This is a genomic window from Leclercia sp. 29361 (assembly GCF_011290365.1).
Lineage (GTDB): Bacteria > Pseudomonadota > Gammaproteobacteria > Enterobacterales > Enterobacteriaceae > Enterobacter > Enterobacter tamurae.
The window spans coordinates 4,832,445-4,855,358 of sequence record NZ_CP049786.1 but is presented as its reverse complement, the minus strand read 5'-3'; the positions used below and the strand labels follow the sequence as shown (position 1 = coordinate 4,855,358).

Here is a 22,914-nt window from a genome sequence, read left to right as displayed (position 1 = left end):
ATGGTACGGCCGCGGGTAACAAGAGAGAGTACAGCTATGTATCACCTTCGAGTACCGCAAACGGAAGAAGAGTTAGCGCTTTACTACCAGTTCCGCTGGGAGATGTTGCGTAAGCCCTTACATCAGCCGAAAGGGTCGGAACGCGACGCCTGGGACGCCATGGCGCATCACCAGATGGTGATGGATGAAGAGGGCAACCTGGTCGCCGTCGGGCGGCTGTACATCAATGCCGATAACGAAGCCTCCATCCGCTTTATGGCGGTGCACCCTTCTGTGCAGGACAAAGGTCTCGGCACGCTGATGGCGATGACGCTGGAGTCTGTTGCCCGTCAGGAGGGCGTGAAGCGCGTCACCTGTAGCGCGCGCGAAGATGCGGTGGAGTTCTTTGCCAAGCTGGGTTTTATCAACCAGGGCGAAATCACTACCCCGCAAACCACCCCGATTCGCCACTTTTTGATGATCAAACCCATCGCCTCGCTGGATGATATTCTGCATCGTGCCGACTGGTGTGGTCAGCTGCAGCAGGCCTGGTATCAGCACATCCCCCTGAGCGAAAAGATGGGGGTACGCATTCAACAGTATACCGGGCAAAAATTCATCACCACCATGCCGGAGAGCGGCAATCAGAATCCGCACCACACCCTGTTTGCCGGCAGCCTGTTCTCGCTGGCGACGCTCACCGGCTGGGGACTCATCTGGCTGATGCTGCGCGAGCGTCATCTTGGCGGCACTATCATCCTCGCCGATGCCCATATTCGTTACAGCCGTCCTATCAGCGGCAAGCCGAGCGCAGTGGCGGATTTAGGCTCGCTGAGCGGCGATCTCGACCGACTGGCCCGCGGCCGCAAAGCCCGCGTGCAGATGCTGGTGGAACTGTTCGGTGACGAGACGTCTGGCGCAGTATTTGAAGGAACCTATATCGTGCTACCCGCGAAGCCGTTTGGTGCGTATGAAGAGGGCGGTAACGAGGAAGAGTAGTGGTGCTAGCGGAAATGTCGTAAAGGGTCCATTTGCTGATGCAGGATGCGGATGACAAAAATAGCGTCATCCGCGTGCCGATAGAATATGGCATGCTGCCCGTAATCATGCCGACGCGCACCGTCAATCAGGTTTTGACAATCCCTTCCCATTAACGGATTTCTTGCCAGCAACTTCAGCAGTCCGTCCAGTTCATTTGTATATTTGTCGGCCTGTAACGGGCCGAAACGACGCCATGTGTATTCATAGATTGCTTCAAAATCTTCAGCTGCCAGATTAGAGAGTCTATACATTTAAGTTACGTTTTTTCCTTGCTGCTATCTCTTGTAACGTTAGCGAACTCTCTCCACTAAGCAGGCCCTCTTCAAGAGCTTCGCGGAGTTTACCGGTTCGCAATTCATGTTCTTCCAGCAAACGCAGTGCGGAGCGAACAACTTCGCTTGTCGAGCCATAACGTCCGCTTTCAATCATTCTGTTGATGAACTGGTCCAGGTTTTCGCCGAGGGTGATACTGGTTGTTCTGGGCATTGTGGTTTCCTGTTGTGTTATCTATTAACACAAAATAACACCAGCAGCGTAAAATGCGAATCCTTTTCCATAGGCTTATTTATGTCCTTTTTTCTGTATGAATATACAGCGTTATAGACTGGTTTTCGGCTGATGAAAACAGTGGGTTTTGTTGAGGATTCGAATCTGGAAAGCGGCTCGCAGAAACAAAATGTACTGAGCGGAACGAGTGGATTTGTCCACTTCAACTCAATAACGTAACAGGAGTGGGGTACGTCATTGACGTACATTTAACGTTTGATACTATAAGCCAATGGCGTACATTTAATGCTCTTCATTGAAACGGATATCTTTACCGAAGACGTCAAAGAATTACTGGATGACGACGAATACCATAAACTGCAGGTATTTCTGGCAACGCAGCCTGACTATGGCGATCTGATTCAGCACACGGGAGGCTTACGCAAGATTCGTTGGCTTGCCGGAGGGAAGGGAAAGCGTAGTGGTGTAAGAGTCATTTATTTTCATCGCTCGCGTGAGAATGAAATTCGATTGCTGCTCATCTATCGCAAAGGGATCAAAGATGACCTGTCAGCGAATGAGAAAGCAGTACTGAAAATGATTATTGAGAGGTGGTAAATGGATAAGGCGCTATTTGAGCGGTTAACCCAAAGCGTGGCTCAGATGAACGACATTGCCGAGGGCAAACGTGAGCCGTCGCGCACCTTTCAAATCGATGCCATGAAAATTAAAGAAATCCGTCAGGCATCCGGCCTTTCGCAGAGTAAATTCGCAAATTTAATCTCGGTGAGTGTCGATACACTGCGCAACTGGGAACAAGGCAGACGTTCACCTACAGGTCCGGCTAAGGCGCTACTACGTGCTATTGCTAACGATCCGCAGCATGTCATTCCTGCACTATCCCAGTAATTTAGCCCGGCAGCAAAATCTACCGGGCTAAAAGGGAATTACTCCCCTTCACCCGGGAACAGGAACGGGTTGATCGAGCTGCGGGCAAAGCCCTCCTGCTCCATTTTGGCGTCCAGGATCAGCGTGGCGAGATCGTCAGCGACGGCCTCCACTTTCGGGTCTTTTTCCTGATACAAAATCTTCAGGTAAGTGCCGCAGTCGCCACAGCTTTCGGCTTTCACCGCTGACTGCTCATTCTCCAGCGACCAGTAGTGCAGATCGCGGGTCTGCTCGCAGTTGCTGCATTTGATGCGCACCACGTGCCACTCGGTTTCGCACAGGTTGCAGTGCAGATAGCGCAGCCCCTGAGTGGTACCGATTTGCACCATGCTGGAGACCGGCATCGAACCGCACACCGGGCAGAACTGGCGTGCTTCACCGTATTCAGCGCGGGCTTTGCCTGGGATCAGACTGGCCATTTGCGCCCAGTAGAGCGACAGGGCGGCCCAGATAAATGGCGCTTTATCGCTACTGACTGAGGAAAAATCAGAGGCAAACAGCGCGCTCGCCATCTGCTCCAGCTCCTGCTCTGAGGCTTTCTCGAGATTCTCGATCACCGCCAGCGTAGGGCCGCTCATCTCAGGCTTCAGCTCGGCTATCAGCGAGTGCAGCAGTTTTTGCCAGTGCTTATCGCGCGGCAGGACGTGGATATCCAGCGGCGGCTTGCCCTGAACGTTCGCCTCTTTAATGCGCGCGGTCAGGTCCATCTGCAGCGGATGGTCGTACAGCACCACTTCCTGGGCATGAGCGATCAACCCGGCAAAGCGCAGATAGTCGCCAAGCGGGTTGTTCTCTGCCAGCTCACGCAGGCGTTCCGCGCGGCGGTTGTAGAGGTTTTTCAGTCTGGGGAACAGTAGCGGCGGAATCACTTCCGCCGTGCGTTTCTCGCTCGAACCCAGCTCATCTTGCGGGATTATGCGAATACTCATTCAGATGACTTTTCCTGTTTCTGGCGGACTTCACGGTACCAGCGCGGGTGATGTTTCTTCGCCCACGTCTTAGTGACCCAGCCTTCCACCATCGCGGTAATGGTGCCTTTCACCCAGAGGGCGGCGTAGATATGCACCATGATAACCACAATTAACGCCACTGCGGCAAATGAATGCAGCATTAACGCAAATCGGATCACCGGGATTGAGAAAGCAGGCGCAAAGTACGGACGCCAGATGATCACGCCACTTGCCAGCAACAGGACCAGGAAGATAATCGCCGCCCAGAATACGCATTTCTGGCCGAAGTTATAGCGTCCGGTATCACCCACTTCCTCGTTGACGACGATCTTACGAATATTCTTCGCCCAAAAGATATCATCCCGATTGATTAGGTTATGGTGCCAGTAGCGGAAAAACATGATGATGAACGAGGCGAACATCACCACCCCGACAAACGGGTGCAGGATGCGCGCCAGCTGCGGCGTACCGAGGATCTGCATCAGCCAGTTGAAGGAGGGGAAGAAGAACCCCAGCCCGCTTATCGCCGCCAGCATGAAGCAGAAGGCGGTGACCCAGTGGTTGATACGTTCCGGCGCCGTGTAGCGCACGATGGTGTCACGTCTTCTCATTTGCGCACCTCGTCTTTCTCTTCATGCAGGTTGTCATCTTCCTCTTCCGCGCGGTTCGGCCCGACCCCGACGTAGTGGAAGATGCTCGCGGCGAACGTCGCGGCAAACCCGACGGCGGCCAGCGGTTTCCAGATGCCTTTCCAGAATTTCACCGTGGCGCTGATCTCCGGGTTCTCCGGCAGGCCGTGATACAGGTTCGGCTTGTCGGCGTGGTGCAACACGTACATCACATGGGTACCGCCAACACCGGCCGGATCGTACAGGCCTGCGTTGTCGTAACCGCGGGTTTTCAGCTCGGATACGCGCTCGCCCGCCAGCGTTTTCATATCCTCTTTGGAGCCAAAATGAATGGCGCCGGTTGGACAGGTCTTCACGCAGGCCGGCTCCTGGCCGACATTCACACGGTCGACGCACAGCGTACATTTATAGACGCGGTTGTCTTCCGGGTTCAGGCGCGGCACATCGAACGGACAGCCCGCGATGCAGTAGCCGCAGCCGATGCACTGTTCGGACTGGAAGTCGACGATGCCGTTGGCATACTGAATGATCGCCCCTTCAGACGGGCAAGCCTTCAGGCAGCCCGGATCCGCGCAGTGCATACAGCCATCTTTGCGGATCAGCCATTCCAGTTTGTCGTTCTGCTCCACTTCCGAGAAGCGCATCACCGTCCAGGATTTGGCGGTCAGATCGGCGGGGTTGTCATACACCCCGACGTTGTGACCCACTTCATCACGGAGGTCGTTCCACTCCGAACAGGCCACCTGACAGGCTTTACAGCCGATACAGGTGGTCACGTCGATAAGCTTCGCCACTTCCTGCTGGTGGTCCCGCGCCTGAGGCGCGGGGGTGAAACTGTTAGTCGCGGAACGACGAATAATGTCTTGCGATTGATAAGCCATAAGTCGTCTCCGTTACACCTTTTCCACGTTCACAAGGAAGGCCTTGAACTCCGGCGTCTGCGTGTTCGCATCACCGACGAATGGCGTCAGGGTGTTGGCAATAAACCCTTTCTTCGCCACGCCCTCATAACCCCAGTGAATCGGAATACCGATAGTATCCACCTGCTGACCATGAACGTTCAGCGTGCGAATACGCTTGGTCACCACCGCCTTGGCCTTGATGTAGCCGCGGTTGGAGGAGACCTTGACGGTATCGCCCTGATTGATGCCGAGTTTATTCGCCAACTTCTCGCCGATCTCCACGAACTGTTCCGGCTGCGCGATGGCGTTAAGCCGCGCGTGCTTGGTCCAGTAGTGGAAGTGCTCGGTCAGACGGTAGGTGGTGCCGACATACGGGAACTTGTCTTTTTTACCCAGCGCCTCGAAATCGCCTTTAAAGATACGGGCGGCCGGGTTAGAGACCACATTCGGGTGCAGCGGGTTGGTGCCCAGCGGCGTCTCAAACGGCTCGTAGTGTTCCGGGAACGGGCCTTCCGCCATCTTATCGATAGCAAACAGACGTCCCATCCCTTCAGGCTGCATGATAAACGGCCCGACATCGCTGCCTGGTGCGGCAGTGCTATAGTCCGGAATATCCACGCCGCCCCATTTGGCGCCGTCCCACTTCAGCAGCTGACGCTTCGGATCCCACGGGTTTCCCTGCGGGTCAGCGGAGGCACGGTTATAGAGAATGCGGCGGTTCAGCGGCCACGCCCATGCCCAGCCCAGCGTATTGCCGAGACCTGACGGGTCGGCGTTGTCGCGGTTGGCCATCTGGTTGCCTTTCGGCGTCCAGCTCCCGGCAAAGATCCAGCAGCCACTTGAGGTGGTGCCGTCATCGCGCAGGTGCGCAAAGGTGCTGAGCTGATCGCCTTTCTTCGCCAGAACCACGCCGGTGGCCGGGTCGATAACATCCGCCAGCGCCTTACCGTTGCTCTCCATCGCCACTTCTTCCGGGGATGGGTTCTCCGGCGTCGAGTAGTTCCAGGTCATGTTCAGCACCGGTTCCGGGTTCGCGCCGCCTTCAGAGGCGTACATCTTACGCAGGCGTAAGAAGATGCCGGCCAGGATCTCGCCGTCGTTCATGGCGATGCCCGGGGCGTCCGCGCCTTTCCAGTGCCACTGCAGCCAGCGGCCGGAGTTGACGATAGAACCGTTCTCTTCCGCGAAGCAGGTGGACGGCAGACGGAACACTTCGGTCTGAATCTTCGATGGATCGACATCGTTCGATTCACCGTGGTTCTGCCAGAAGGTCGCCGTCTCGGTGTTGAGCGGGTCAATGGTCACCAGGAACTTCAGTTTCGACAGAGAGGCGACAACTTTGTTCTTGTTCGGGAACGACGCTACCGGGTTAAAGCCCTGGCAGATATAGCCGTTGACCTGACCCTGGTTCATCATCTCGAAGTACTGCAGAACGTCGTAACCCTTGTCCCACTTCGGCAGCCAGTCAAAGCCCCAGCTGTTTTCCGCCGTCGCTTTGTCACCATAGAAGGCCTTCATCATTGAGACGAAGAACTTCGGATAGTTGCCCCAGTAGTTCACCTGGCCTTCGAGCAGCGGTTTTGGTGTGCTGGCCGTCAGGTAGGTTTGCAGGTCGGTCTGTTTCTCGCTTGGCAGGTTCATATAACCCGTCAGGCTTTGCGACAGCAGACCGAGGTCAGTCAGACCCTGAATGTTGGAGTGACCGCGCAGGGCGTTGACGCCGCCGCCAGCCATCCCCATGTTGCCGAGCAGCAGCTGAACCATCGCCATGGTACGGATGTTCTGCGCACCGACAGAGTGCTGCGTCCAGCCAAGGGCATACAGGAACGAGGCGGTTTTATCGTGAGCGCTGGTTTCAGCGATCATCTCGCACACCTTCAGGAAGTCGGCCTTCGGCGTCCCACAGATGTTCTCCACCACGTCCGGCGTATAGCGGGAGACGTGCTCTTTCAGCAGGTTCCAGACGCAGCGCGGGTGTTGCAGGGTGGTATCGCGCTTCGCAAAGCCTTTCTCATCCAGCTCGTAGTTCCAGCTGGTTTTGTCGTACTTGCGTTTATCGGCGTCGTAACCGCTGAACAGGCCATCTTCGAAGTGATAATCCTCACGCACGATCAGGCTGGCGTTGGTATAGGCTTCGGTGTATTCGCGGTTATATTTTTCGTTGGTCAGCAGGTACAGCAGTACGCCTGACAGGAAAGTGATGTCAGTACCTGAACGAATCGGGGTGTAGAAATCCGCCACTGACGCAGTACGCGTAAAGCGGGGATCGATCACAATCAGTTTCGCACCGTTGTGGATTTTGGCTTCCATCGCCCAGCGGAACCCGACGGGGTGTGCTTCAGCGGCGTTACCGCCCATCACCACGATGAGGTTGGCGTTCTTGATGTCGACCCAGTGGTTGGTCATCGCACCGCGACCAAATGTTGGAGCAAGACTTGCTACCGTTGGTCCGTGTCAGACACGCGCCTGGTTGTCGACCGCGAGCATACCGAGTGCGCGCGTAAATTTCTGGGTTAAATAGCCGGTTTCGTTACTGGAGGCTGACGCACACAGCATGCCGGTGGAGAGCCAGCGGTTAACGGTGGTGCCTTCGGCGTTCTGCGCCATGAAGTTGGCATCGCGATCTTCTTTCATCAGCTTAGCGATGCGATCGAACGCTTCGTCCCAGCCAATTTGCTGCCATTTATCGGAGCCTGGCGCGCGATATTCCGGGAATTTCAGGCGGCTTTCTGAGTGGATGAAGTCCACCAGACCTGCCCCTTTCGGGCAGAGCGCACCGCGGTTGACCGGATGATCCGGGTCACCTTCGATATGGAAAATAGATGCTTTGGCGTTTTTTGCACCGTCACCGAGGCTATACATCAACAGCCCACAGCCGACAGAGCAGTACGTACAGGTGTTACGGGTTTCGCGGGTGCGCAGCAGTTTGTACTGCCGTGTTTCCGCCAGCGCTACGCCGGGCGCAAAGCCCAGTGCCGCCGCCGTGGTGCCTGCCATACCGCCAGCGCAGATCTTAAAGAACTGCCTTCTGCTGACCTGCATGGTCACTCCTTGTTTCGACATTGCTACCCTTCATTTCCTCGCGCCTGCGCGCGAATTATTGGGGGTAATTATTGTTTTACTTCACGGCTATTTTTTGACCGCAAAGTTGAAAATTTGCGTTAAACCCTCATTTCCACGAGGGGTATGCCAGAATACCACAATGTCGGTACGCTTGTTCCAACGGCGTTAAAACAAAGTGAACGTATTATCACGGTGATGATTATAAAATGTGATATTGATCACATGGTGCCCCGAAACTGTTACAAATCTGTTTCTCCCTCGGGTTTGAATCTCCGGTAAAGTTGCGCGGACAGGGCGGTAAAAATTGATCCATACTATGCGCCAGCCTGGAAAAGTATGGTGCAATAGCAGGCCTCCCCCGTGGTTGCTCAGGATATTCGTTGTGTTGAAACAAAATGGTGATACCCGCATTACGTCGCTACCTGTCGGCGTGGCAGAGCGCCGGGTACACAGACCCCCTCAGATTAGCCTCCCGACTCCCGATTTCCTGGCGGAAGAGGTGCCCGTCGCGCTGGTTTATAACGGTATCTCCCACGTGGTGATGATGGCCTCGCCGAAAGATCTGGAGCTCTTTGCCATCGGCTTTTCGCTGTCTGAAGGCATCATTGAGCACCCGCGTGAGATCTACGGCATGGAGGTGATATCCGTTTGCAATGGTCTCGAAGTGCAGATTGAACTCTCCAGCCGCCGCTTTATGGGATTAAAAGAACGTCGGCGGGCGCTGGCGGGGCGCACCGGCTGCGGCGTCTGCGGCGTGGAGCAGCTTAACGATATCGGCAAGCCCGTGGTGCCGCTGTCCTTCACCCAGCGTTTTAACCTTGCCCATCTCGATCGGGCGCTGGCGCATCTCAACGACGTGCAGCCCATCGGACAGCTGAGCGGCTGTACCCATGCCGCCGCCTGGGTAATGCCGTCGGGCGAGATCGCGGGCGGGCATGAAGATGTCGGACGCCATGTGGCGCTGGATAAACTGCTGGGTCGTCGGGCGGGAGAAAGTGACGCCTGGCAGCAGGGTGCCGCGCTGGTCTCCAGCCGGGCCAGCTATGAGATGGTGCAAAAGGCGGCGATGTGCGGGGTTGAGATTCTTTTTGCGGTCTCTGCAGCCACCACGCTGGCGGTTGAGGTGGCCGAGCGCTGTAACCTGACGCTGGTAGGGTTCTGCAAGCCAGGAAGAGCCACGATTTATACCCATCCGGAACGTCTGATTGTTGATCAATAATTTTGAATGTTGAGAGCAAATCCTTCCGCTATCAGTTAACGGTGATAAGGCCTATTATTTATCACATCAAGGCACAACGCCTTACAACAACAACTCATCGCAAGGATTTATATCATGAAAACCATCAAAACTTTTGTTGCAGTAATCGCTCTGGCTACCTCTTTCGGTTCTTTCGCTGCCCAGTCTGTTACCGCCTCCGCCAGCACCATTGATGGCGCAGAAGCGAAAATCGCGGCTCAGGCCGAGCAGGCAGGCGCATCGTCTTACACCATTACTCAGGCTTTCGCCGGTAACCGTGTACACATGACCGCTGAACTGAACAAATAACAGCACAGTATCTGTCGAAAGAGCGCCCCCGGGGCGCTTTTTTAGTTTATGCCTGCCAGGCGTAATAACGCCGTCACCACTGCCGCTGCGACGATCACGAAAATCAACGGCACCTTGCGCCAGGCGAGGAAAACCGCAAAGCCTACGCCCAGCACCCGCGCCATCCCGGCAAAATGTTCCCCTTCATAGAAGGTGGTCGCCAGCGCCACCGAAAACAACAGTACCGTTGCCGCATCCGACAGCAGCGCCTGGGAGCGTTCAGACAGCGCTAACCGGCTGCCCAGCTTCGCTCCGCCGAGACGCATCAGGTAGGTGCCCGCCGACAGCAGGGCGATGCCGAGAATAAAGACGGTCATGTTTTCCATTATTTCTTCCTCGTCGCGAGGCCAAGCAGGGAGAGCAGCACCGGCAGACCGACCGGGGCAAAGGGTACGGCGGCCAGGGACAGGGCCGCACCGCTGCAGGCGCGGATCAGCGTCGTGCGGTTCTTAAAGGCGGGCACAACCAACGCCAGTAGAATGGCCGGGAACACCGCATCCAGCCCGATGGTTTCCGGCTCTGGCAGCAGCTTGCCGACCATCGCCCCCAGCAGGGTGCCCAGCGGCCAGATAATTGCCACCCCCAGACCGCAGAGCCAGTAGGCGGCCTTGCGCTGCTCAGGTGTTTTTTGCGACAGGCCAAACACCACGCTTTCGTCATTCATAATGTGGCAGCCAAGGAAGCTGGCGCCGCGTTTTCCCACCAGCTCACGCACCGTCACGCCGAAGGGAACATGGCGGGCGTTGACCAGCAGCCCGGCCGCCGCTGCGGCAAGGGGATTGCCCCCGCTGGCGACGATGCCGATAAACATAAATTCCGAGGCGCCCGCCAGCACCGAAATCGAGAGCACAAAGGGTACCCACAGCGGGAAGCCATACGCCATCGCCAGCGAGCCGTAGGACATCCCCACCACGCCCACCGCCAGACACACGAGAATAATCGCCTTGATGGTGTCGCCTTTGAGACAAGAGAAAGACTGTTTCATACAATTTTAGCCATATCGAACGAGTATCCATTATAATGAACGCATCACATTCGTTTATCAAGATGAACGATTCGTTCGATTTATAGAACAAGAGACCGTTTTATGACGCAGCCAATCAGCGTAATCGCCAAAAGCCTGGTGCGGGAGCGCATGCGGACCGGGCTTTCACTGGCGGAGATCGCTCGCCGGGCCGGGATCGCCAAATCCACCCTCTCCCAACTGGAGTCCGGCAACGGCAATCCCAGCCTCGAAACCCTGTGGTCGCTCTGCGTGGCGCTGGATATTCCCTTTGCCCGTTTGCTGGAACCGCAACAGCCCACAACCCAGGTGATCCGCCGTGGCGAAGGGACTAAAGTCAGTGCCGAACAGGCTAACTATGAGGCCATTTTGCTGGCGACCTGCCCGCCGGGGGCCCGACGTGATATCTACATGCTGATGGCGCAGCCGGGTGCGGATCGTATATCTCATCCCCATCCGCCGGGTTCGGTTGAACACATTATTATTACTCAGGGCCGGGCGCTGGTCGGCCTCATCGATGCGCCGGAAGCGCTCGGGGAAGGGGACTATATTTGCTATCCTGCAGACCAGCCGCACATCTTCAAAGCCCTTGAGCCCGATACCTGGGCGCTCATGGTGGCAGAACAAAACTAACACCCAAAGACACGGATAATCATGTCGCTTAAAGCCATTGCCAAAGAACTGGGACTGTCGGTAACGACGGTGAGCCGCGCCCTCAACGGCTATTTTGACGTTTCCAGCGAGACGCGTGCCCGCGTGGAAGCCGAAGCGCAGCGCCGCGGCTATCGGCCGAATACCTTTGCCCGTCGTCTGAAGATGGGCAAAATCGACGCGGTAGGGCTGGTCTTCCCGGTGCATCCCGTTCCGCTCAATAATAGCGTCTTTATGGAGATGGTCGGCGAAATTAGCCACGAACTGGCGCAACATGAGATCGATCTATTATTGATTGCCGACGACGATCTGGCCGACAAGCACAGCTACATGCGCATGGTACAGAGCCGTCGCGTGGATGCGCTGATCGTGGCCCATACCCTGGATAACGATCCGCGTCTCGAGCAGCTGCAGGCCGCCGGGTTCCCGTTCCTCGCGCTGGGCCGCAGCCATTTGCCGAAGCCCTATGCCTGGTTTGACTTCGATAACTATGCGGGCACGTATAACGCGACCCGACGGTTAATCGGGCAGGGTCATCAGCGCATCGCGCTGCTGGGTGAGAGCAACAATCAGGCGTTTATTACCCAGCGCCGCCAGGGCTACCTTGATGCCCTGAACGAGGCGGGGCTCTCCAGCGAATGGCTGCGCACCATGCCACCTTCACGCCGGGCGGGTTACACCACCACTCAGGCGCTGCTGGCGCTGGATGTCGCTCCCACGGCGATCGTCACCGACTGCAACACCCATGGCGACGGGGCCGCGATGGCGCTGGCGCAGATGGGACGTTTAACCGGCGAGAATGGTGTGGCGCTGGTGGTGTACGACGGTCTGCCGCAGGACAGCATTGTCGATATCGACGTGGCGGCGGTGATCCAGTCCACCCGTCAGGGGGTGGGCAAGCAGATCGCCGATATGGTGCTACAGCTGATTAACGGCGACGATATCAGCCAGCTTCAGGTGCTGTGGCAGCCAGAATTCTCCCCGGGCCAGACGGCATAATTTTCCCCAATTTCTAAACCCGATCACAAATCCGAAACGTTTTGGTTTGTATCCGAAACGTTTCGAATCAACACTCAGGATATCCCGATGACAGGAGATGTCCGATGCAAGAGGCAATTTTACGACTCGCGAGCGAAACGGTGGATGTGATAATCAAAACCCACCCGTTCGCCGAAATTCTTTACTGGGGGCCGCACCTTCGCCACTTTTCGCCGCAGGATGCGGCCACGCTATCCCGCCCAATCGCCAACGGCAGACTGGACGTTGATTCCCCGATCACGCTGATGGCTGAACTTGCCCACGGGCTGTTCGGCGCCCCGGGCATTGAAGGCCACCGACAGGGGCTGGATGGCTCGCCGCGGTTTCGTACCGTCGCGGTAGCGCAGCAGGGACAATCCCTGACCCTCACCGCCGAAGATGATACCGCCGGCCTGCGTTTGACCAGCGAGATCGCCCTTGATGACAGCGGCGTGCTGGCGATTCGCCACGGCCTGACCAACCTTAAAAGCCAGCCGTGGCAGGTTGATCGCCTGGCCGTCACCCTGCCGCTGGCGGAACGTGCCCGCGAGGTGATGGCGTTTCATGGCCGCTGGATCCGCGAATTCCAGCCGCATCGCCTGCTGCTGGAGCACGACAGTTTCGTGATCGAAAATCGCCGGGGCCGCAGCTCCCACGAGCATTTCCCGGCCCTGATCGGCGGCACGCCGGGCTTCAGCGAAATGCACGGCGACGTCTGGGGCGTGCACCTGGGCTGGAGCGGCAACCATCGCCTGCGCGCGGAGGTCAAAACCGATGGGCGTCGTTACCTGCAGGCCGAAGCGCTTTATCTGCCGGGGGAAATGGCGGTGGCGGAGGGGGAAACCCTGTGGACGCCACGCCTCTACGCCAGTTACTCCTCCCAGGGGCTGAACGGCATGAGCCAGCAGTTCCACCGCTATCTGCGCAGCAACATCATCCGCTTCCCGGAGAACAAACCGCGCCCGGTGCACCTTAACACCTGGGAGGGGATCTACTTTAACCACGATCCTGAGTACATCATGCGGATGGCAGACGAAGCGGCCTCGCTGGGGGTGGAGCGCTTTATCATTGATGATGGCTGGTTTAAAGGGCGCAACGACGACCATGCTGCGCTGGGGGACTGGTATCTCGACGAGCAGAAATACCCCAACGGCTTAACGCCGGTGATCAACCACGTTAAAAGTCTCGGGATGGAGTTTGGTATCTGGGTCGAGCCGGAGATGATCAACCCCGACTCCGATCTGTATCGTGCCCACCCGGACTGGGTGCTGGCTCTGCCAGGTTATGAGCAGGCCACCGGTCGCCACCAGTGGGTACTGAACCTCAACATTCCTGCCGCCTTCAACTACCTGCTGGAGCGCATAAGCTGGCTGCTGGGCGAGCACGCGGTGGACTACGTGAAGTGGGACATGAACCGCGAGCTGGTGCAGCCGGGCCATAACGGCAAAGCCGCTGCCGACGCCCAGACCCGCCAGTTCTACCGTCTGCTGGACACCCTGGGCGAGCGCTTCCCGCACGTGGAGTTTGAATCCTGCTCCTCCGGCGGCGGGCGTATCGACTATGAAGTCCTGACCCGCTGCCATCGCTTCTGGGCGTCGGATAACAACGACGCGCTGGAACGTAATACTATCCAGCGTGGCATGAGCTACTTCTTCCCGCCGGAGGTGATGGGCGCGCATATCGGTCATCATAAATGCCATGCCACTTTCCGCCAGCACAGCATTGCCTTCCGGGGCCTGACGGCGCTGTTCGGCCATATGGGGCTGGAGCTGGATCCCCTCGCCGTGGATGAGCAGGAGCGCGAAGGCTACCGGCACTATGCGGCCCTGCATAAGCAGTGGCGGGAGGTGATCCACCACGGCACCCAGTGGCGGGTGGATATGCCCGACAGCACCACGCTGGCGCAGGGGATAGTGAGTCAGGATCAGCGCCAGGGGCTGTTTATTGTCAGCCAGTTGGCGATGCCGGATTACACCCTGATGATGCCGCTGCGCATGCCGGGCCTCGAAGCCAGCGCGCAGTACCGCATCACTCTGCTCGATCACCCCAATATCCGCCTGACTGGCGAAGGGGGACACACCATGCGCAAGCTGCCGGCGTGGATGGAGTCCCCGCAAACGGTGAGTGGCGAATGGCTGATGCAGGCGGGGCTTGCTCTGCCGGTGCTGGACCCGGAAACCGCCATCCTGATTGGCGTTGAACGCGTATAAGGGCAATGGGCCGGGCGACCGGCCCTGAGTTGAGGATAAAAATAATGAACACGACTGCCTGTACCCACAAAGACAACCCTAACTTCTGGATTTTCGGGTCGTTCTTCTTTCTCTACTTCTTCATCATGGCCACCTGCTTTCCGTTCCTGCCGATCTGGCTGTCGGATATCATCGGCCTTAATAAAACCCATACCGGGATCGTCTTCTCCTGCATCTCGCTGTTTGCCATCTCGTTCCAGCCGGTGCTGGGGATTGTGTCGGACAAACTGGGGCTGAAAAAACACCTGCTGTGGATCATCGCGGTGCTGCTGTTTTTGTTCGCGCCCTTTTTCCTCTACGTCTTCGCCCCGCTGCTGAAAACCAATATCTGGCTTGGGGCGCTGAGCGGTGGGATCTATATCGGCTTCGTCTTCTCGGCAGGGTCGGGCGCGATTGAGGCCTACATCGAACGCGTGAGCCGCAACAGCTTCTTTGAGTACGGCAAGGCGCGTATGTTTGGCTGTCTGGGCTGGGGGCTATGCGCCTCGACGGGCGGGGTGCTGTTCAGTATCGATCCCTCATATGTCTTCTGGATGGGGTCCGGGGCGGCGCTGATACTGATGCTGCTGCTGGTGGTTGCCAAACCGAAGCCCAACCAGACCGCGCAGGTGATGAACGCCCTCGGCGCTAACCAGCCGCAGATTACTGCCCGAACCGTCTTTAACCTGTTCCGCCAGCGCAAAATGTGGATGTTCATTTTGTACGTGATTGGCGTGGCCTGCGTGTATGACGTCTTCGATCAGCAGTTCGCCACCTTCTTTAAAACCTTCTTCGCCACGCCGGAGGAGGGGACGCGGGCGTTTGGTTTTGCGACCACCGCCGGGGAGATCTGCAACGCCATCATCATGTTCTGCTCCCCGTGGATCATTAACCGCATCGGCGCAAAAAATACGCTGCTGATTGCCGGGGTGATCATGGCGACGCGCATTATTGGTTCGTCATTTGCGACCACCGCCGTGGAAGTGGTGGCCCTGAAGATGCTGCACGCCCTGGAAGTGCCGTTCCTGCTGGTGGGCGCCTTCAAGTACATTACCGGCGTGTTCGATACCCGACTGTCTGCCACCATCTACCTGATTGGCTTCAACTTTGCCAAACAGCTGGCGGCGATTTTCCTCTCCGCCTTTGCCGGGAATATGTATGACCGGATCGGCTTCCAGGAGACCTACCTGATGCTGGGCTGTTTTGTGCTGGCGGTGACGGTGCTGTCGGCGTTTACGTTGAGCAATAAGCGGGATATCGCTGCCGCGAGCGCGGCAGCGTTGACCCATCAGGCCAGGTAAAACACCTCTCGCAGCCCGGTACTCACCGGGCTGTTGTCCGGGTTAGAGGGCATCACTTCCCCCATATAGTTCCACCAGCGCTGGCAGACATCGGTGTTTGCCACCGCGTTCCAGCGCTCTTCCGACTCGATCTCTACCGTGGCAAACAGCAGGTTACGGCTCTTATCCAGATAGATGGCGTAGTGGTGCGCGCCGTGGTCTTTCAGGACCGCCTCCAGCTCGGGCCAGATCGGGTTGTGGCGACGTTCGTACTCTTCGTGTGCGTCAGGGTTCACCTGCATTACAAAGGCTTTGCGGATCATAATGCCTCCAGATAGAGCTCGCGCACCTCGTCGCGGCTGGCAACGCGCGGGTTGCAGGGTGCACAGGGGTCGGCGAGGGCTTTGTCGAGCCAGCCTTCGATGTCGGCTTTGGTCACGCCCAGCGTGCTGAAGCCGGACGGAATGCCGACGCGGGTGCTCAGGTCACGAATCGCCTGAATGGCCGCCATGCTGGCCGCTTCGTCGCTCATCTCGCGGGTATCGACGCCCATCGCCTGCGCCACGCGGGCAAAGCGCGCCACGGCGTTCGGACGGTTAAAGTTTTCGATGATCGGCAGCAGGATGGCGTTACACACGCCGTGCGGCAGGTTGTGCGTGGCTCCCGGCTGGTGGGCCAGGGCGTGTACCAGCCCGAGTCCGGCGCTGTTGAAGGCCATCCCGGCCAGATACTGGCCGAAGGCCATCTGCTCGCGTGCCTCCAGGTTATGCCCGTTGTCCACCGCTTCCGGCAGCCAGCGGGCGATCAGGCGAATGGCCTCCAGCACGTTGGCGTCAGTCAATGGGTGAGCACCCACGGAGACATACGCTTCGATGGCGTGGGTCAGGGCATCCATCCCGGTGGCGGAGGCCGGAATGTCGAGCATCACGCTGGCATCATCCACGGCGATATCCGGAATAATGTTCGGGTCGATAATCACCTCTTTGACCTGACGCGCGGAGTCGATGATCACCGCATTGCTGGTCATCTCTGCCGCCGTGCCGGCGGTAGTGTTGATCGCCACCAGCGGCACCCCGGCGTTGATCACCTTGCCGACGCCGGAGTAAGCGGTAGACGGGCCCGGATTGGCGGTGAGAATTTTAATCGCTTTCGCGGTGTCGATTGGGCTGCCGCCGCCGAAGGCAATGATGTAATCACAGTGCGCGTCCTGATAAGCGGCATAGCCCTGCTGCACCAGCGCTTCGGTCGGGTTCGGGAAGACCGCATCGAACAGCTGATATGACATCTGCTGTTCGTCGAGGGCGGTAAACAGACTGTCGAGCAGGCCCATTTTTACCAGCTGACCATCGGTGACGATCAACGCCTTGCCCCACTGTTTGGTTGCCACCAGCTTAACCATATCGCCGATTGCGCCTGCGCCGTGCAGGCTGATTTTCGGCAGCGCCAACATAAAGCTCATGATAATTCTCCTTAATGGTGATTTTGCAAATCTGCGCCCCTCACCCTAACCCTCTCCCCGGAGGGGCGAGGGGACTGCTCCGTGCGGCCTTTCTCCCTCTCCCCTTTGGGGAGAGGGCAGGGGGGAGGGGATTAAATCCGTCTTCGCTGCATAATCCGGCGGGTGACGATCGGCAGGGAGATCACCACAATCAGCATCGCGCCGATAATCACCGACATCACGATGCCCGGCACGTTGAGCAGGCTCAGGCCGAAGGTGACCAGCCCCATCAGGAAGGCGGCGATAATCACGCCTACCATGCTGCCGGAACCGCCGAGAATATTGACCCCACCGAGTACCGCCATGGTCACCACCGCCAGCTCCCAGCCCATCGCAATGGTCGGACGGGTACTGCCCAGACGCGAGGTGAGCAGCACCGAGGCCAGTCCGGCCATCAGTCCCACCAGGGCAAAGAGGAGCAGGTTGTGACGCTTGACGTTGATGCCGGAATACCAGGCCCCGGTCGGGTTATTGCCGATGGCATAGGTGCGACGCCCGAAGTTGGTCTTGTGCAGCACGAAGGCAAACACGACCGCCAGCACGATAAACAGCGCGAACTCAAACGACAGCGCGCCCCAGACATACCCCTGACCAAACCACGCGAAGCTCTCCGGGTACGCATTCAGCGCCTGGTCGCCCAGCAGAATGTAGGTGATCCCGCGATAGAGGCTCATGGTGCCGATGGTGATCACAATCGACGACAGGTTAAAGCGGGTTACCAGCAGACCGTTGAACAGCCCGCACAACAGGCCCACCCCTAAGCCCACACAGACCAGCAGCGGCGTATCCAGCCCGGCCGCCGCACAAAAGCCCATCACCGTGGAACTCAGGGCGATGGTGGAGGCCACCGACAGGTCAATTTCCCGGGCGATAATCAGCATCGCCATCGGCAGGACGATGATCGCCTTTTCGGTGAAGTTGAACGTGGCGTCGGACAGGTTCCAGATATCAAGGAAGTACGGCGAGGCCAGGGCGTTACCCACAAAGACCGCCAGGGTGACCGCCAGCAGAAAACCTTCCCAGCACAGCAGGCGCTGGAAAATGCCTGCCGGGGCGGGGGTGTTTTTAATCTCTTCAGACGTCATTACTTTACTCATGATCTTACCGCCTGTTTCTGACGAGCCAGCGCCGCATCGCGCAGGATCAGCCGTCCTTTGCGTTTGTTGCCGCGCTCATTGAGCAGCACCGCAATCACGATCACCGTTCCGGAGATCGCCATCTGCCAGAACGGCGATACGCCAATCACCGGCAGGGCATTGTTGATCACCCCGAGGAACAGCGCCCCGCACAGGCAACCGAGCACCCGGCCGGTACCGCCCATGGTGCTGATGCCGCCGATGACGCAGGCCGCCACCACCTGGAGCTCAAAGCCGTTCGCCACGTCGACATAAGCCACCGCAAAGCGCGAGATCCACAGATAGCCGCAGAACCCGGCCAGCGCCCCGGAGAGGCAGAAGCTGACGAACTGCATCTTCCCGGCGTTGATCCCGGTGTAGTACGCCGCCGTCGCGTTGCCGCCCGCAGTGTAGAGCGCGCGTCCGGTGCGGCTGTAGCGCAGGAAATAGCCCACCAGCAGCAGGGCGGCAATGGCGCACCAGCTCAGTACCGGCAGGCCCAACACCGACGCACGCGGCAGGCCGAGGAAATCGGCCCCCATCTGATTGGAGTTGACCCAGCCGCCGCCGGAGAGCAGGAAGATAATCCCGCGGTAGATGCTCATGGTGCCGAGCGTCACCACAATCGCCGGAATGCCCATCTTCCACACCAGCAGGCCGTTGATGACGCCCATTACCAGGCCCAGCACGGTGGCGAGGATCAGCAGCGCCCAGACCGGTACCTCGGGATAGTTAAAGTTAATCAGGGCGACAATCATCCCGGTCAGCGCCAGGTTAGCCGCCATCGACAGGTCGATGCCCCTGGTGAGCAGCACCATCATCTGCCCGAGGGCCAGAATGATCAGAATGGAAGTGTCGTTAAACATCTCCACCAGGTTGCCCGGGGCAATAAATGACGGGACGCGAGTGCCGATGGCGATAATCATCAGGACGATCACCGCCGCCAGCAGCGCCTCGCGGTGTTTAAGCAGCTGTTGCACCATTATGCGGCCTCCTGTCTGGCACCGCTGGCGGCGCTGACGATGGTTTCTGCCGTCGCGCCCCCCGCCTGATATTCCGCCACCATCAGCCCTTCATGCATCACGATAATGCGGTCGGCCATGCCCATCACTTCCGGCAGTTCGGAGGAGACCATGATCACCGCCAGGCCCTGACTGACCAGCTCGGACATAAACTGATGCACCGCCGCTTTGGAGCCGATATCGATCCCTTTGGTCGGTTCATCGAGGATGATGACGTCCGGGTGGGTCGCCAGCCATTTGCCGATCACCACCTTCTGCTGGTTGCCGCCGGAGAGGGTTTCCACCGCCTGTTTCCAGCTAAAGGCTTTCACCTGCAGCCGTCTGGCGTATTCATCCGCCAGCTGCCACTCGCGATCGTCATGCAGCACCCCGTTGGGGTTGAGCTTGCTGAGCTGGGGCAGGCTAATGTTCTGCGCAATCGACAGCTCGATAATCGCCCCCTGCTTCTGGCGCTCTTCCGGCACGCAGACAATCCCGGCCCGGATGGCGTCCGCCGGCTGGCGGAAATGCTGTTCTTTACCGTTCAGCACGATGCTGCCGGAGGAGGGACGCGAGACGCCGGAGAGCGCCTGCATCAGCTCGGTGCGCCCGGCCCCCACCAGCCCGTAAAAGCCGAGGATCTCGCCTTTGCGCAGGGTGAAGGAGATGTTAGCGAACTCGGTGGGGTGGCAGAGATTTTTCACCTCCAGTACGGTGTCGCCTTTTTCGCACTCTACTTTCGGGAAGGTCTGAGTAATGGCGCGGCCCACCATCATCGCCACCATCCGCTCTTCGGTGATGTCGTTGATGGCCCCGGCACCGACAAACACGCCATCGCGCAGGATGGTGTAGTGATCCGCCAGCTCAAAAATCTCGTCGAACTTGTGTGAGATAAACAGGATCGCTTTCCCCTCCAGCTTCAGGCGTTCAACGATTTGATAGAACTCAAGAATTTCATGCTGCGACAGGGCGGCGGTGGGTTCATCGAGGATCACCACCTGCGCGTCAAACGACAGCGCCCGGGCAATCGCCACCATATGGCGCTGGGCGATGCTCAGGGTTTTCAGCGTCGCGCGCGGGTCAATCTGCACCTCAAGACGGGTAAGGATCGCCTGCGCCCGGCGGTGCATCTCCGGCCAGTCGAGCTTTTTGAAAAGGCCTTTATAGAGGTACTGACCGACAAAAATATTTTCGGTGACCGACAGCTCGTCGAACAGGACGGTCTCCTGGTGGATGGCGGTAATGCCCACCTTGTGCGCCGAATCCGGGGTCGGCAGGTTGATGGGAATGGCTTTGTAGAGGATCTCGCCCTCGTCGGGCTGGTAAATGCCGGTCATCACTTTGACCAGCGTTGATTTGCCCGCGCCGTTTTCACCGATCAGGGCGGTGACTTTGCCGGGCCAGAGTTCGAGCTGCACGTTCTCAAGGGCGCGCACACCGGGGAAAACCTTGGTGATGCCTTTAAGCTGAAGCAATGGGGTCATGATAGTTCTCCAGAAATTCCCCCTCACCCCAACCCCTCTCCCCATAGGGGCGAGGGGCTCGATCGGTTCCCTCTCCCCTTTGGGGAGAGGGTTAGGGTGAGGGGTGAAGTTGTTAGAAAATTTTCGAGAACTTATCAATATTGCTGGCATCGTAAACAAACGGCTCAGCCATCGCGCCGCTGCCGTCGGCATCCAGCTTCACTTTGCCCAGTTTGCCCATGCTGGCTTCGTCTTTGGTCGCCGTGCCTTTTACCAGGTCATCCGCTAAGTAGGTCGCGGCATACCCGAGGTCGATCGGGTTCCAGATGGCGAAACTTTTGCTGGCACCGGATTTCACCGCGCCGGCCATCTCAGACGGCAGGCCCAGGCCGGTCACATAGACTTTGCCGATCTTGCCCTGATCTTTCACCGCCTGCGCTGCGGCCACGATGCCGACCGACGACGGAGAGACGATCACCTTCAGATCCGGGTAGGTTTTCAGCAGGCCGACCGCTTCGCGGTAGCTCTTATCCGACAGATCGTCGCCATAGGCCACGGTCACCAGGTTGACGGACGGGTACTGCGGCAGCACCTTTTTCATCTCGGCAATCCAGGTGTTCTGGTTGGTGGAGGTTGGGGTGGCGCTCAGCACCGCCACATCGCCTTTCTCCACGTTCAGCGCTTTCAGCGCTTCGGCCGCCAGCTTGACGTTGGTCTCGCCAATCAGCGCGTTATTGGAAGGGTTGAGGTGGATCTGGCGTCCGGCTTTCGCCACACCGGAGTCCCATGACACCACTTTGATCCCGCGCTGCATCGCTTTTTTCAGCACCGGCACCACGGCATCAGGATCGTTGGCGGAGATGGCGATCGCATCCACTCCCTGAGCGATCAACCCGTTCAGCACTTCGATCTGCGCTTCGGCCGTGGTGGTGGTCGGCCCGGTATAGATCACTTTGACATCACCTAACTCTTTGGCTGCCTCCTGGGCACCCACGTTTGCCGCTTCGAAGAAGCCATTACCTAAGGATTTCGCCACCAGGGCGATTTTTACTTCCGCTAAAGCAGAACCGGACAACGCCAGGGCGGCAACGGTGAGGATCAAGCTTGTCTTTATTTTCATTGCTTTTACTCCACTTAATGAGGTGATTTTTGTAGGGTTTGCAGGTGTAGTTCGCCCCGTCTCGGTGAGCGGGGCGCGATGTTCTTATTTGTACAGATCTAACGCCGACTGCATAGGGGTGACGCCAAAGCGTTTGCCCAGCGCAATCAGCTCTTCCCGGGTGATGGTCTGCTTCATGCCACCCATCGAATAAACCTTTACCAGCACTTCAGCAGACTTCTCGGCGGTGTCGATCAGACCAAAGGTCTCATCCAGCGTCGGGCCGCTGCCGAACACGCCGTGGAACGGCCACAGCACCAGCGAATGTTTTTGCATCTCAATGGCGGTGGCTTCGCCGATCTCATCGGTGCCCGGCACCATCCACGGCAGAATGCCTACACCATCCGGGAACACCACCAGACACTCGGTGCTGCCTTCCCACAGCTGACGGGTGATAACGTCCGTGTTGTTCTCCAGCACGAAGGTCAGGGCGATCAGGTTGGTGGCATGGCAGTGCATGATCACGCGATCTTTCCCACTGGTGGCCTTGATACGCTCGCAGTGGGAGAGGAAGTGGGCCGGCAGCTCAGAGGTTGGCACCGCGTCGTCAGTCAGCCCCCAAAGAATGTGGTAGCCCGCGCCGTCGCTGTCCACTTTTACCACCCCTAAACTGGCGGTGGGATCGAGCTGCACGTTGCGGAAGAACTTGCCAGAACCGGTGACGATAAACGGCGTGTTGGCGAGCAGCGGCATCGGCTGGCTCAGGGCGATATAACGCGGCTTCTGATGGAAGTCGGCGGCAAAGGGTTCAATATCCGCGTCGTCCAGGCGCAGCGTCAGGTTGCCGCCGTTGCGCTCGTCCCAGCCTTTCAGCCAGGCGTCGGAGGTGGCTTTGATCATGCCCTGGACGAACCAGGATTGAGTGATGGTCTGCATTCTGTGTTTCCTTTGAAAATGCCGGGTGGCGCTGCGCTGA

24 protein-coding genes are annotated in these 22,914 nt (G+C 58.2%); 9 read left to right on the top strand and 15 right to left on the bottom strand.

Annotation, left to right across the window (positions count from 1 at the left end; translation table 11 throughout):
- Positions 1–36 precede the first annotated feature (36 nt).
- Positions 37–978 carry a fatty acid biosynthesis protein FabY gene (gene fabY, locus G7090_RS23235; protein ID WP_166184932.1) on the top strand — a complete coding sequence of 314 codons (942 nt, stop codon included), beginning with the start codon at positions 37–39 and terminating at the stop codon, positions 976–978.
- 5 nt (positions 979–983) lie between these two features.
- On the opposite strand, the gene G7090_RS23230 is transcribed toward fabY, so the two are convergent.
- Entirely contained in the window at positions 984–1,271 is a 288-nt protein-coding gene (locus G7090_RS23230) for a type II toxin-antitoxin system RelE/ParE family toxin (RefSeq protein WP_166184929.1), read from the bottom strand.
- The gene (locus G7090_RS23225; protein WP_106995743.1) at positions 1,264–1,506 is read right to left on the bottom strand and encodes a type II toxin-antitoxin system ParD family antitoxin; all 243 of its coding nucleotides are present in this window, start codon (positions 1,504–1,506) and stop codon (positions 1,264–1,266) included. Before G7090_RS23225 ends, G7090_RS23230 begins: the two co-directional genes overlap by 8 nt.
- 306 nt (positions 1,507–1,812) lie before the next feature.
- On the opposite strand from G7090_RS23225, the gene G7090_RS23220 reads away from it, so the two are divergent.
- Together G7090_RS23220 and nadS are read left to right on the top strand one after the other, a co-directional pair.
- Positions 1,813–2,124, top strand: a complete 312-nt coding sequence (locus G7090_RS23220; RefSeq protein WP_106995744.1) for a toxin HigB-2 — start codon at positions 1,813–1,815, stop codon at positions 2,122–2,124.
- The gene (gene nadS / locus G7090_RS23215; RefSeq protein WP_166184926.1) at positions 2,125–2,415 is read left to right on the top strand and encodes a NadS family protein; all 291 of its coding nucleotides are present in this window, start codon (positions 2,125–2,127) and stop codon (positions 2,413–2,415) included.
- Positions 2,416–2,453: 38 nt separating this feature from the next.
- On the opposite strand, the gene fdhE is transcribed toward nadS, so the two are convergent.
- Genes fdhE through fdnG form a run of 4 tightly spaced genes read right to left on the bottom strand, consistent with a single transcriptional unit; the run spans position 2,454 to position 7,977 of the window.
- Positions 2,454–3,383: a formate dehydrogenase accessory protein FdhE gene (gene fdhE / locus G7090_RS23210; RefSeq protein ID WP_166184923.1), complete on the bottom strand. Its 930-nt coding sequence runs from the start codon at positions 3,381–3,383 to the stop codon at positions 2,454–2,456.
- Positions 3,380–4,015 (bottom strand): formate dehydrogenase cytochrome b556 subunit, encoded by a 636-nt coding sequence (gene fdoI, locus G7090_RS23205; RefSeq protein ID WP_106995746.1) that lies wholly within the window; start codon positions 4,013–4,015, stop codon positions 3,380–3,382. Before fdoI ends, fdhE begins: the two co-directional genes overlap by 4 nt.
- Positions 4,012–4,914: a formate dehydrogenase subunit beta gene (fdxH, locus tag G7090_RS23200; protein WP_106995747.1), complete on the bottom strand. Its 903-nt coding sequence runs from the start codon at positions 4,912–4,914 to the stop codon at positions 4,012–4,014. The genes fdoI and fdxH overlap by 4 nt, the downstream gene beginning before the upstream one ends.
- Positions 4,915–4,926: 12 nt before the next feature.
- Positions 4,927–7,977 (bottom strand): formate dehydrogenase-N subunit alpha, encoded by a 3,051-nt coding sequence (gene fdnG, locus G7090_RS23195; protein WP_166185549.1) that lies wholly within the window; start codon positions 7,975–7,977, stop codon positions 4,927–4,929.
- 403 nt (positions 7,978–8,380) lie between these two features.
- Here fdnG and fdhD point away from each other — a divergent pair, with 403 nt between their 5' ends.
- Positions 8,381–9,217 carry a formate dehydrogenase accessory sulfurtransferase FdhD gene (gene fdhD / locus G7090_RS23190; protein WP_166184920.1) on the top strand — a complete coding sequence of 279 codons (837 nt, stop codon included), beginning with the start codon at positions 8,381–8,383 and terminating at the stop codon, positions 9,215–9,217.
- Between the two features lie 114 nt (positions 9,218–9,331).
- Positions 9,332–9,544, top strand: a complete 213-nt coding sequence (locus G7090_RS23185) for a DUF1471 domain-containing protein (protein WP_106995750.1) — start codon at positions 9,332–9,334, stop codon at positions 9,542–9,544.
- 41 nt (positions 9,545–9,585) lie between these two features.
- Here the strand turns inward: G7090_RS23185 and G7090_RS23180 are convergent, their stop codons facing one another.
- Entirely contained in the window at positions 9,586–9,909 is a 324-nt protein-coding gene (locus tag G7090_RS23180) for an AzlD domain-containing protein (RefSeq protein WP_166184917.1), read from the bottom strand.
- Positions 9,909–10,568 carry an AzlC family ABC transporter permease gene (locus tag G7090_RS23175; protein ID WP_166184914.1) on the bottom strand — a complete coding sequence of 220 codons (660 nt, stop codon included), beginning with the start codon at positions 10,566–10,568 and terminating at the stop codon, positions 9,909–9,911. The genes G7090_RS23180 and G7090_RS23175 overlap by 1 nt, the downstream gene beginning before the upstream one ends.
- 102 nt (positions 10,569–10,670) lie before the next feature.
- On the opposite strand from G7090_RS23175, the gene G7090_RS23170 reads away from it, so the two are divergent.
- From G7090_RS23170 to G7090_RS23155, 4 genes are all read left to right on the top strand, one after another.
- Complete coding sequence (locus tag G7090_RS23170; protein WP_106995753.1) at positions 10,671–11,219, top strand: helix-turn-helix domain-containing protein; 549 nt, start codon at positions 10,671–10,673, stop codon at positions 11,217–11,219.
- A gap of 21 nt (positions 11,220–11,240) precedes the next feature.
- Positions 11,241–12,236: a LacI family DNA-binding transcriptional regulator gene (locus G7090_RS23165; protein ID WP_166184910.1), complete on the top strand. Its 996-nt coding sequence runs from the start codon at positions 11,241–11,243 to the stop codon at positions 12,234–12,236.
- A gap of 104 nt (positions 12,237–12,340) precedes the next feature.
- Positions 12,341–14,464 (top strand): alpha-galactosidase, encoded by a 2,124-nt coding sequence (locus tag G7090_RS23160; RefSeq protein ID WP_166184905.1) that lies wholly within the window; start codon positions 12,341–12,343, stop codon positions 14,462–14,464.
- A 44-nt stretch (positions 14,465–14,508) separates the two neighbouring features.
- Entirely contained in the window at positions 14,509–15,783 is a 1,275-nt protein-coding gene (locus G7090_RS23155; protein WP_166184902.1) for an MFS transporter, read from the top strand.
- Here the strand turns inward: G7090_RS23155 and rhaM are convergent.
- The 7 genes from rhaM to rhaD form a co-directional block, all read right to left on the bottom strand.
- Complete coding sequence (gene rhaM, locus G7090_RS23150) at positions 15,771–16,085, bottom strand: L-rhamnose mutarotase (RefSeq protein WP_106995757.1); 315 nt, start codon at positions 16,083–16,085, stop codon at positions 15,771–15,773. The two genes, G7090_RS23155 and rhaM, sit on opposite strands and share 13 nt — an antisense overlap.
- Positions 16,082–17,221: a lactaldehyde reductase gene (gene fucO / locus G7090_RS23145; protein WP_166184898.1), complete on the bottom strand. Its 1,140-nt coding sequence runs from the start codon at positions 17,219–17,221 to the stop codon at positions 16,082–16,084. Before fucO ends, rhaM begins: the two co-directional genes overlap by 4 nt.
- Before the next feature lie 131 nt (positions 17,222–17,352).
- Positions 17,353–18,357, bottom strand: a complete 1,005-nt coding sequence (locus G7090_RS23140) for an ABC transporter permease (RefSeq protein WP_106995759.1) — start codon at positions 18,355–18,357, stop codon at positions 17,353–17,355.
- Positions 18,354–19,358 carry an ABC transporter permease gene (locus G7090_RS23135; RefSeq protein WP_166184894.1) on the bottom strand — a complete coding sequence of 335 codons (1,005 nt, stop codon included), beginning with the start codon at positions 19,356–19,358 and terminating at the stop codon, positions 18,354–18,356. Before G7090_RS23135 ends, G7090_RS23140 begins: the two co-directional genes overlap by 4 nt.
- Positions 19,358–20,860: a sugar ABC transporter ATP-binding protein gene (locus G7090_RS23130; RefSeq protein WP_166184891.1), complete on the bottom strand. Its 1,503-nt coding sequence runs from the start codon at positions 20,858–20,860 to the stop codon at positions 19,358–19,360. Before G7090_RS23130 ends, G7090_RS23135 begins: the two co-directional genes overlap by 1 nt.
- A 112-nt stretch (positions 20,861–20,972) precedes the next feature.
- Complete coding sequence (gene rhaS / locus G7090_RS23125) at positions 20,973–21,959, bottom strand: rhamnose ABC transporter substrate-binding protein (RefSeq protein WP_106995762.1); 987 nt, start codon at positions 21,957–21,959, stop codon at positions 20,973–20,975.
- Positions 21,960–22,043: 84 nt separating this feature from the next.
- Complete coding sequence (rhaD, locus tag G7090_RS23120) at positions 22,044–22,874, bottom strand: rhamnulose-1-phosphate aldolase (protein ID WP_166184888.1); 831 nt, start codon at positions 22,872–22,874, stop codon at positions 22,044–22,046.
- Positions 22,875–22,914: the final 40 nt, after the last annotated feature.

Excerpts from the sequence above, each read along its gene's own strand:
- fabY (WP_166184932.1), top strand. The coding sequence starts at position 37 with ATGTATCACCTTCGAGTACCGCAAACGGAAGAAGAGTTAGCGCTTTAC.
- G7090_RS23230 (WP_166184929.1), bottom strand. The coding sequence starts at position 1,271 with ATGTATAGACTCTCTAATCTGGCAGCTGAAGATTTTGAAGCAATCTAT.
- G7090_RS23225 (WP_106995743.1), bottom strand. The coding sequence starts at position 1,506 with ATGCCCAGAACAACCAGTATCACCCTCGGCGAAAACCTGGACCAGTTC.
- G7090_RS23220 (WP_106995744.1), top strand. The coding sequence starts at position 1,813 with ATGCTCTTCATTGAAACGGATATCTTTACCGAAGACGTCAAAGAATTA.
- nadS (WP_166184926.1), top strand. The coding sequence starts at position 2,125 with ATGGATAAGGCGCTATTTGAGCGGTTAACCCAAAGCGTGGCTCAGATG.
- fdhE (WP_166184923.1), bottom strand. The coding sequence starts at position 3,383 with ATGAGTATTCGCATAATCCCGCAAGATGAGCTGGGTTCGAGCGAGAAA.
- fdoI (WP_106995746.1), bottom strand. The coding sequence starts at position 4,015 with ATGAGAAGACGTGACACCATCGTGCGCTACACGGCGCCGGAACGTATC.
- fdxH (WP_106995747.1), bottom strand. The coding sequence starts at position 4,914 with ATGGCTTATCAATCGCAAGACATTATTCGTCGTTCCGCGACTAACAGT.
- G7090_RS23185 (WP_106995750.1), top strand. The coding sequence starts at position 9,332 with ATGAAAACCATCAAAACTTTTGTTGCAGTAATCGCTCTGGCTACCTCT.
- G7090_RS23180 (WP_166184917.1), bottom strand. The coding sequence starts at position 9,909 with ATGGAAAACATGACCGTCTTTATTCTCGGCATCGCCCTGCTGTCGGCG.
- G7090_RS23175 (WP_166184914.1), bottom strand. The coding sequence starts at position 10,568 with ATGAAACAGTCTTTCTCTTGTCTCAAAGGCGACACCATCAAGGCGATT.
- G7090_RS23170 (WP_106995753.1), top strand. The coding sequence starts at position 10,671 with ATGACGCAGCCAATCAGCGTAATCGCCAAAAGCCTGGTGCGGGAGCGC.
- G7090_RS23165 (WP_166184910.1), top strand. The coding sequence starts at position 11,241 with ATGTCGCTTAAAGCCATTGCCAAAGAACTGGGACTGTCGGTAACGACG.
- G7090_RS23160 (WP_166184905.1), top strand. The coding sequence starts at position 12,341 with ATGCAAGAGGCAATTTTACGACTCGCGAGCGAAACGGTGGATGTGATA.
- G7090_RS23155 (WP_166184902.1), top strand. The coding sequence starts at position 14,509 with ATGAACACGACTGCCTGTACCCACAAAGACAACCCTAACTTCTGGATT.
- rhaM (WP_106995757.1), bottom strand. The coding sequence starts at position 16,085 with ATGATCCGCAAAGCCTTTGTAATGCAGGTGAACCCTGACGCACACGAA.
- fucO (WP_166184898.1), bottom strand. The coding sequence starts at position 17,221 with ATGAGCTTTATGTTGGCGCTGCCGAAAATCAGCCTGCACGGCGCAGGC.
- G7090_RS23140 (WP_106995759.1), bottom strand. The coding sequence starts at position 18,357 with ATGAGTAAAGTAATGACGTCTGAAGAGATTAAAAACACCCCCGCCCCG.
- G7090_RS23135 (WP_166184894.1), bottom strand. The coding sequence starts at position 19,358 with ATGGTGCAACAGCTGCTTAAACACCGCGAGGCGCTGCTGGCGGCGGTG.
- G7090_RS23130 (WP_166184891.1), bottom strand. The coding sequence starts at position 20,860 with ATGACCCCATTGCTTCAGCTTAAAGGCATCACCAAGGTTTTCCCCGGT.
- rhaS (WP_106995762.1), bottom strand. The coding sequence starts at position 21,959 with ATGAAAATAAAGACAAGCTTGATCCTCACCGTTGCCGCCCTGGCGTTG.
- rhaD (WP_166184888.1), bottom strand. The coding sequence starts at position 22,874 with ATGCAGACCATCACTCAATCCTGGTTCGTCCAGGGCATGATCAAAGCC.